The sequence below is a fragment of the Vibrio sp. 10N.261.54.E10 genome, from assembly GCF_002877735.2.
GTDB lineage: Bacteria > Pseudomonadota > Gammaproteobacteria > Enterobacterales > Vibrionaceae > Vibrio > Vibrio crassostreae_C.
Genome location: NZ_MCXE02000007.1, coordinates 1 through 7,669 on the forward strand (window position 1 = coordinate 1; position 7,669 = coordinate 7,669).

3 protein-coding genes and 6 pseudogenes are annotated in these 7,669 nt (G+C 44.8%); 4 read left to right on the forward strand and 5 right to left on the reverse strand.

Translation table 11 applies throughout. The annotated features are described in order from the left end of the window. The coding region (locus tag BCU07_RS23305; RefSeq protein ID WP_413286204.1) for a hypothetical protein at positions 1-205 on the reverse strand (205 nt) is incomplete at its 3' end. On the opposite strand from BCU07_RS23305, the pseudogene galM reads away from it, so the two are divergent. Further along, positions 173-461: pseudogene (galM, locus tag BCU07_RS23310) on the forward strand (galactose-1-epimerase); the annotation flags it as partial. The gene BCU07_RS23305 and the pseudogene galM overlap by 33 nt on opposite strands. Before the next feature lie 237 nt (positions 462-698). Here the strand turns inward: galM and BCU07_RS23315 are convergent. After that, positions 699-1,704 (reverse strand): annotated as a pseudogene (locus BCU07_RS23315) (substrate-binding domain-containing protein). A 198-nt stretch (positions 1,705-1,902) separates the two neighbouring features. On the opposite strand from BCU07_RS23315, the gene BCU07_RS23320 reads away from it, so the two are divergent. Then, positions 1,903-2,235, forward strand: a complete 333-nt coding sequence (locus BCU07_RS23320) for a tRNA-binding protein (protein WP_004734420.1) — start codon at positions 1,903-1,905, stop codon at positions 2,233-2,235. Positions 2,236-2,303: 68 nt separating this feature from the next. On the opposite strand, the pseudogene BCU07_RS23325 reads toward BCU07_RS23320, so the two are convergent. Beyond that, positions 2,304-2,857: pseudogene (locus BCU07_RS23325) on the reverse strand (gamma-glutamylcyclotransferase family protein). A 307-nt stretch (positions 2,858-3,164) separates the two neighbouring features. On the opposite strand from BCU07_RS23325, the pseudogene BCU07_RS23330 reads away from it, so the two are divergent. Next, positions 3,165-4,352, forward strand: a pseudogene (locus BCU07_RS23330) (NnrS family protein). A gap of 147 nt (positions 4,353-4,499) precedes the next feature. Here BCU07_RS23330 and BCU07_RS23335 read toward each other — a convergent pair. After that, a pseudogene (locus BCU07_RS23335) lies at positions 4,500-5,508 on the reverse strand (adenosine deaminase). 357 nt (positions 5,509-5,865) lie between these two features. Here BCU07_RS23335 and BCU07_RS23340 point away from each other — a divergent pair. Next, on the forward strand, positions 5,866-6,177 hold the full coding sequence (locus tag BCU07_RS23340; RefSeq protein WP_413286203.1) for a DUF3622 domain-containing protein: 312 nt from the start codon (positions 5,866-5,868) through the stop codon (positions 6,175-6,177). 176 nt (positions 6,178-6,353) lie between these two features. On the opposite strand, the pseudogene BCU07_RS23345 reads toward BCU07_RS23340, so the two are convergent. Next, positions 6,354-7,358, reverse strand: a pseudogene (locus tag BCU07_RS23345) (succinylglutamate desuccinylase/aspartoacylase family protein). Positions 7,359-7,669: the final 311 nt, after the last annotated feature.

Consider the following 7,669-nt stretch of genomic DNA (forward strand, 5'->3'; position numbering starts at 1 on the left):
TATGTACTTCGTTCAGTTGAATTTGGGTGTTTAACCCTTCTCTGTGGACAGAACCCTCGTTTTCGCATTTATCGTGAAACGCTTTCGCGTTTTTCGTGCGCCGCTTCATTTGTTTAGTCGTCTGTGTTTTCGCATTTATCGTGAAACGCTTTCGCGTTTTCGTGCGCCGCTTCAACAGCAAAAAGCGGCCAAAGGTTATGATCATTCTTTTCTTTTAGCGGGGGAAAACTGTAAACGCGATCAATGTGCGGCTACAGTGACTTCGCCTGATACACTTGTCACTCTGAAAGTCTTTTCAACCAAGCCAGCAATGCAGCTGTATACCGGTAATTGGTTGGGCCGGAACACTAATCGAAATGGTGGTAGCTACGAAGACTACGCAGGAATTGCATTGGAAACGTTCTTACCTGACTCACCTAACCATCCAGTGGAAACAGGACAGTTGTGTTCTTGAAGCCTGAGCGAAATACCGCTACCGAACCTGTTATCAGTTTGAATTTCGAGGGGATTATTCAAACTAGTCTGCTCTAACTCAAAGTGGTTTATGCCAAATTGGCGCCTAACAAAGGGAATTATTGTTGGGAGAGTAAGGTAAGAAACCTAACAAGTCGCTTCTGTTAGGGCTTTTTTTGTATTCTATATTCGATGCTAACGGCTGGTCAGAAGACTAGCGAAAGCAAGGAGAGGCCGCTCTGCGGCTAGACGACTTTCTCAACCGAATTTCTACGAACTAAGTCCGGAGAGAGCATCATTGGCTCAGAGGAAACAGCTTCACTTTTAGCCAGCACTAACGCGAGTCGAGTGGCTTTTTCTGCCATCATCTGAATAGGGTAGCGGATAGTAGTCAGCTTGGGGTGAACGTAGCGAGCAATTAAGCCGTCATCAAAACCAACAATAGAAACCTTGTCTGGCGCTTGAATACCACCGTTTTCATCAAGCACTGAGAGTGCGCCTACTGCCATGTAATCGTTGTAAGCAACAAGGCCGGTGATAGGCAGTGACTTGGTTAGTAGGTTAGTCATCGCGTATTCGCCACCATCACTGGTGGGCGCTGAATATTCAATATAGCTATCAGATAACTCGATTTTGTAATCGGAGAGTGCTGCTAGATAGCCTTGCACTCGCTCATCGGCATCTTCAATGCTGTGTGAAGGCGATGCGAGCGATGTTTTTGTAGCCATGACGAATCAGGTATTCAGTGGCGAGGTACGCGCCTTTTGTTGTCTGAAAATACAACGGTTCGCAATCTCAGCAATATAACGATTGATGGAGAAGTACTAAGCCTTTTACTTCTTTGGCATAGGCAATCAGCTCTTCGTCGGTGAGTCCTTTAGAGTGGATTACCAAGGCATCGCAACGGCTATTAATCAGCAACTCAATCGCTTGTCTCTCTTCTTCCACGATCGTGTGAGCCATTACCAACGAGGATATGTTTTCCGTTCTCACGAGCAACATTATCGACAGCCTTAACCAGCGTGCCGAAAAAGGGGTCGGAATATCACCAGCCCACTGCACCACAGTGTTGGTGCTTTGGCTGACCAACGCACGAGCATTCGCCATTAGGGCGGTAACCCAGTTTTAACCATCGCTTTAGTCACCAGACTCTACCGAGCTTGCGCTTGCTTTTGGAGACTTGTTGATTACTCGAGATACGGTTGCAACCACGACACCAGCTTCCTTTGCTACATCTTTAATTGTTGCCATTTTTAACCTCTATATATTGCTGAATCTATTTAACACCGACAATGATACTAAGGCAATGAAACTCTCATTTTACTTCCAGTAATGAGATCTTTACCGCTTGTAATTGTTGCTCTTAGTGCTAGTGCTAAACATTTACATTTTACTTAATTTTGGTAAATGATTCAATGAATAAAAATAAACCAATATAGGAAGTGAGAAATGGATACTGTCTCTTATGGTGACTTTGCTAAGTTAGAAATGCGTGTGGGTAAGATCATCGAGGTTGTGCGTCATGAAAACGCCGACAAGCTGTACATCGTGCAAGTGGATATCGGTGAGAAGACGCTACAAACGGTGACTAGCCTAGTCCCTTACTACACCGAAGAAGAGTTGATGGGTAAGCAGGTTGTTGTTTTGTGCAATCTAGCGAAGGCGAAGATGAGAGGCCACACTTCTGAGTGCATGCTGCTATGTGCAGAAACGGAAGATGAATCTGAAAGTGTATTGCTAACACCGGAACGTGCGATGCCAGCAGGTATTCGTGTGGTTTAAGATCTCTTTAGGTCGGTGAGTCAATGCGTTGGGGGGGGGGCACCAAGCCTAGGAGGGGGGTGAATCAACTAGCTGCGAACAGTCAGTATCAAGCCATCAATCACACTGTGATGGTGCTCAGACACTCCTGCTAGGTTGCCGTATTTCGGCTGGTGGCGATCATTTTCTAATGGGTGGTGCCAACCTTGTGTGTGTTGGACAAAGTGCGCTGCAAAGCTCTCAGACACCTCTAAACATCCTGCCATGACAGTATCAACATAGGTTTGAACGATAGGGCTGTTTTCACAAGGCGCTTCGATTTCGTCTTTGATATATACCCAGATCGATTGATCCGCTTTAAACTCGGTTTGGCTCTCTATCTGATCGTTTTTAACTCAATTCGATGATAACCACGCTCACGACGATCAAATTCAGCCAACGCAACATCATCGACCTCAAGCAAAACACCATTCACTTGTCCCTCACCAAGATTGACTATCAACGGTGACAAAACATAGCTGTCGTCGATTTTACTCCAGTGACGCACTAGGCCGTGCACTATCGCAGGAATAGCTTGTCCTGTTTGACCTGTGAGTTGACGAGAAGAGGAGTTGATCAAGCTACCATAACCAAAAATATACATCGCGTTCCCTGTCTGTTCTTTTGTATTTGAGACTAGTCTTACTATATGTTTGGCTTCATCAAATGTCAGTAGTTTTTTATTTTACACACCCTCGAGTCTAAATGACTTTTTGTGGTGTGTTTAATTGACACTTTTTTGACCTCTAAATACACCTTGTTGCTTGTTTTTATTGGTTTTATATCTTTGGCGCGTTTCATGCATTGTGTTAGGTAATATTGCGGTGATGATTACTGCACCTTGAATTTGGCTATTGGTAGCAATTCAATATAAGCCACACTTGGCTTGTTATCTGAAATGAGGAATGAGTTTGTTAAATATCACAGATAAAAGCGTAGAAGATGCGATTCCAGCTTATCTTCGTTTAGGTTTTAGACCTTTCTTCTTTCTTGGCAGCCTCTATGCTGTGATTGCTATCGTCGCTTGGGTTGTCATGTTCCAAAATGGTCAGCCTGAAGTGTTAAAAGTGCCCGCGCTTTGGTGGCACGTACATGAAATGCTGTTTGGTTTTTCTATGGCGATTGTGGTTGGTTTTGTTCTGACTGCGGTGCAAACGTGGACGGGAGTCAACGGAACCAAACATTATCGATTAGCAGCGCTCGTTGGTTTGTGGCTAGCACCTCGTATTCTATTTTGGACACCTGCGCCCTTGTGGTTAATCTCATCGGTTGAAGCGTTGTTCTTGATCTTTGCCGCTTACGAGATTGGTTTCCCGTGTCGTGAAATCGAAAGGCTGGAAGAACCTGTTTTTTGTGCCGCTGTTTATATTGGCTATCGTCGCCAACTTTGCTAGTTACGCGACGATTAAAGGCATGCCTCCATTCCCATCGTCTGCAGTATGGCACGCAATGTTATGGTGGTTTACTTTGTTATTATCCGTGATGGGTGGACGAGTTATCCCGTTCTTCACGGCCCGTCGTTTTGACTTTGAAAAAGCACAACCACTGGTTTGGTTGGAATGGCTAGCTAACCTGCCTTTGGTTGGGTTGTTTGTGCTGGAGCTTCTTCCCGTTGACCTTTGCTCAAGTGGGCAATGAGTTGATGGTGTTTGCAGGTGTGACTCAGTTGGTGCGCTTTGTCCGTTGGAAGCCTTGGACAACGTTGTCTGAGCCTTTGGTGTGGTCACTGCATGCGGCTTATATGTGTATTCCTTTGAGCTTGTTGCTAAGAGGTTTGTTAGATAATCCATTTGCAAGCCATAACATGCTGCACCTGTTTGCGATTGGCGGTTTGAGTGGACTCATTCTTGCGATGATCACACGTGTCACCATGGGACATACAGGCCGTGCTATCTATAAAGGGCCAAGCATGGCGTTGGCGTTCTCGGCTATCTTTATCGCGGCATTAGTTCGTAGCTTAGGTGTCACTTTCTTCCCTGCTTACTTATTTGAGATGGTCAACATCAGCGCGGGTTTATGGACGTTGGCGTTTGGTCTGTTTATCTGGAAGTTTGGCATGATGTTATTAACCCCCGCGAGTGGATGGTCACCCAGGTTAATCAGAGGATTGATGAAGCTTGCTAGTTAAGCCTTTAGATAATGAAAGGGAAGCAATGAGCTTCCCTTTTTTGATCGTGTTGAAAAGTGCACTTTCTCTATTCGTTCAGTATTATCCATTCGTTCGTTCAGTATTATCTATTGGCTTGTTAAGCATTCACTGTTAGATATTGGCGGACTTGCGCGGTGAGTTCTTGTCTAGCCTCGAGGGGAAACGAAGCTCGCTTCAATGGCATTGATGCTGAATTGCGCTAATTCGTTTTTCGTCAGTGGATGAGCATTGGCGACAGCGAGGAAGTTGTCATTCATGTAACCACCAAAGTAAGCGGGATCATCGGAATTGATGGTGACACACAACCCTTTTCTCAGCAGTTTGACAATGTTGTGTTGTTGCATGGTTTCGAAGACCTTGAGCTTGGTATTTGATAGCGGGCATACGGTCAGCGGTGTGCGCTTTGCTATTAACTGTTCCATCAAGTCGTCATCTTCAACACAGCGAACGCCATGATCAATTCGGGTTATGCCTAACAAGCTCAACGCATCACTTATATTTTGTGCTGGGCCTTCTTCTCCTGCATGAGCCACGGTTAGGAAACCTTGGTTGATGGCTTCTTGAAAGACATGTTTAAATTTTTCTGGCGGGTTACCTTGCTCCGATGAATCTAACCCAACCGCTATGATTTTATCTTTGTATGGAAGGGCTTGCTTGAGTGTCTCGAACGCGCTGTCTTCATCAAGGTGGCGCAGAAAGCACATGATCAGTTGGCTGCTTATCCCAAGTTCCTGTTCTGCTTTCTGTAAAGCTTGAGTGATACCGCCAACAACTGTGTCGAAACCTATCCCACGTTCGGTGTGAGTCTGTGGGTCAAAGAAGATTTCGGTATGAACCACGTTGTCTTGCTGGCATTTCAATAGGTAAGCCCAAGTTAGGTCGTAGAAATCTCGCTGGTGGATCAGCACGTTGGCGCCTTGGTAATAGATATCGAGGAAGGATTGCAGGTTGTGAAATTGATAGGCTTCGCGAACTTGGTCTGGATTCTCAAAGGGAATCGACACGTTATTGCGCTTGGCGAGTTCGAACATCAACTCAGGTTCTAGTGTGCCTTCTATGTGTAAATGAAGCTCAACCTTCGGTAATTTTTTGATGAAGCTATCCATAGCAACTCCTTAGCTATTTTAATTATGGGCGGAGTAGGTGAGATGCTTACGCCTATTAATGTGAGATTGTAGATTTTAGCGATTTATTTCTCTCTGTTTGAGCATAGTTCATTTTCATTGCTGTCGATAAAACAGCGCCGAAATTGCTGGTGAATAGAGGGTTATGAAAGAATTAAAATGAGCCGCAAACGATTTGCTGCAATGGAGTGTGATCCGCTGCAAATATTTGCAGCAATATCCATGGATTTGTGCTCTAATACCGCGCTTACCAAGGGATGGTGTTAAAAGATGCTCACTTAGATGGAGTTATCAAAGTTGACCGATCCCTTAATGATCTCCCTTAGGAATAAATAGAACATGTCTAAGAACAAAAAATTTGATATCCGCATTACAGAAAAACGCAACGGTTGGTGTGCAGAGATTACTCGTCAAGTAACGTCTCGCAGCACAACAGTATCTAAGCGTGAGTCTGGTTTTGAAACTGAAGCTCTAGCACGAAGAGTGGGCGCGAAAGAACTAGCATCTTTCATCGCAAACCAAGCTGAGCGTAACGATCGTAAATCAGAGCAACGTAAAGAGCGTGATGAATTGCGTCACAAAGAGCTTAAAGCTGAGCAAGCGCGTGAAGCACGTGCAAAAGCTCGCGCAGAAGAGCTAGACGACGAGTAAGTCGCAATAATTTATGCTCTTCTTGTTTGAAGAAGAGCAGAAAAAGCCCCAATATAACTTTTCTCTTTCTAGTCAAAAGTATATTGGGGCTTTTGCATTTCTGAGCGTTATTCAGCTAACTTACTCTGCAAACTTAGTTGTTCAGAGTCGTTAACCAATCATCTTCCGCGACTTCTTCAATGTAACTCTTCAACTGACTGTCCCACTTCATCATCATCTTGCTTGAAGTAAGCAATGTGGAACACCGCGTCACCTTCATTCACTAGAGGCAGCGTTTGCTGGCCAATCACGATACCGCCTTTAGTGGTGATCACTTGGCCTTCTTGGTGGCCTAGAGGTGAACTGATGTAAGCCAGAGTTTGTCCTGCTTCAACTTGTTCACCAAGCCTTACCATATTACGCAAAATGCCGTCTGACTCAGCTCGGATCCAGCTGGTGGATTTACTCAGTACTGGCTCTGGCAACTTTTTACGGTTAGGGCGCAGCATGCCGATTTCTTTCATTACTTGATGCACGCCAAGGTAACCCGCACGAATCGCTAGGTGATCAAAACGCAGCGCTTCACCACCTTCATACGTTAGTACGAGAATCCCCCAACTTTTCCCTTCACCACGTAGTGAGCCGTCACGCAATGGAGAATCAACAATCACTGGTGTTGCGAACGCTTTTGCGATGCGCAGTGTTTCAGGTTCGATAGGTTTGCACGGATCAGTGGCAAGTTAAAGTACGTTGAATCGGACCGTGTGTAGATCCAGAATGTAATCACAGTGCTTTGCCACGTTCTCGAAGAAGGTGTAAGCGATGCGTGATGTTAACGATCCTTTCTCACTGCCAGGGAAGCAACGGTTTAGGTCACGACGGTCTGGTAGGTAACGAGATTTGCGGATAAAACCAAACACGTTAACGATCGGCACAACAATTAATGTCCCTTTCAGCTTCTTTGGATCAATCGCGTTTGTCAGTTGTCGTGCAATCTCAACACCGTTTAGCTCATCACCGTGGATAGCCGCATTTACCATCAGTGTTGGACCTGCTTGGCGACCGTGAATAATTTCAATCGGGATCGAAAGTGGAGAGTGCGTGTAAAGCAGGGCAGCTTGCAGTTCAATTTCCATTCGTTGCCCTGGCTGAACAGTATAACCGAGTAATTCGAAGGGTTGATTAGGTTTTAGTCTTGCCATTTAGGTTGTTCTCAACATAGTGATAATTCGTTAACACGGAATGTATCAATCGTTGATTTTTAGTACGAATCAATCACTTTACGGTCACTACAAAAATTTTTTATGGAGAGGCTTCTGAATTGGTTTCTGTTTTTGATTTGGTCAATTAGAGGGTGTTTTAAATTGTGAATTTTCTGGGACAATACATTGATTTAACACTGACTGAAGCGGCGCACGAAAAACGCGAAAGCGTTTCACGATAAATGCGAAAACCCCAAGTCTGAAGTGATGGACACTGGTTAAACACCCAAATGTAACTGAACGAAGTACAT

What these genes read in the sequence shown, in the direction of transcription:
- BCU07_RS23320 (WP_004734420.1), top strand. Translation starts at nt 1,903, where the DNA reads ATGGATACTGTCTCTTATGGTGACTTTGCTAAGTTAGAAATGCGTGTG.
- BCU07_RS23340 (WP_413286203.1), top strand. Translation starts at nt 5,866, where the DNA reads ATGTCTAAGAACAAAAAATTTGATATCCGCATTACAGAAAAACGCAAC.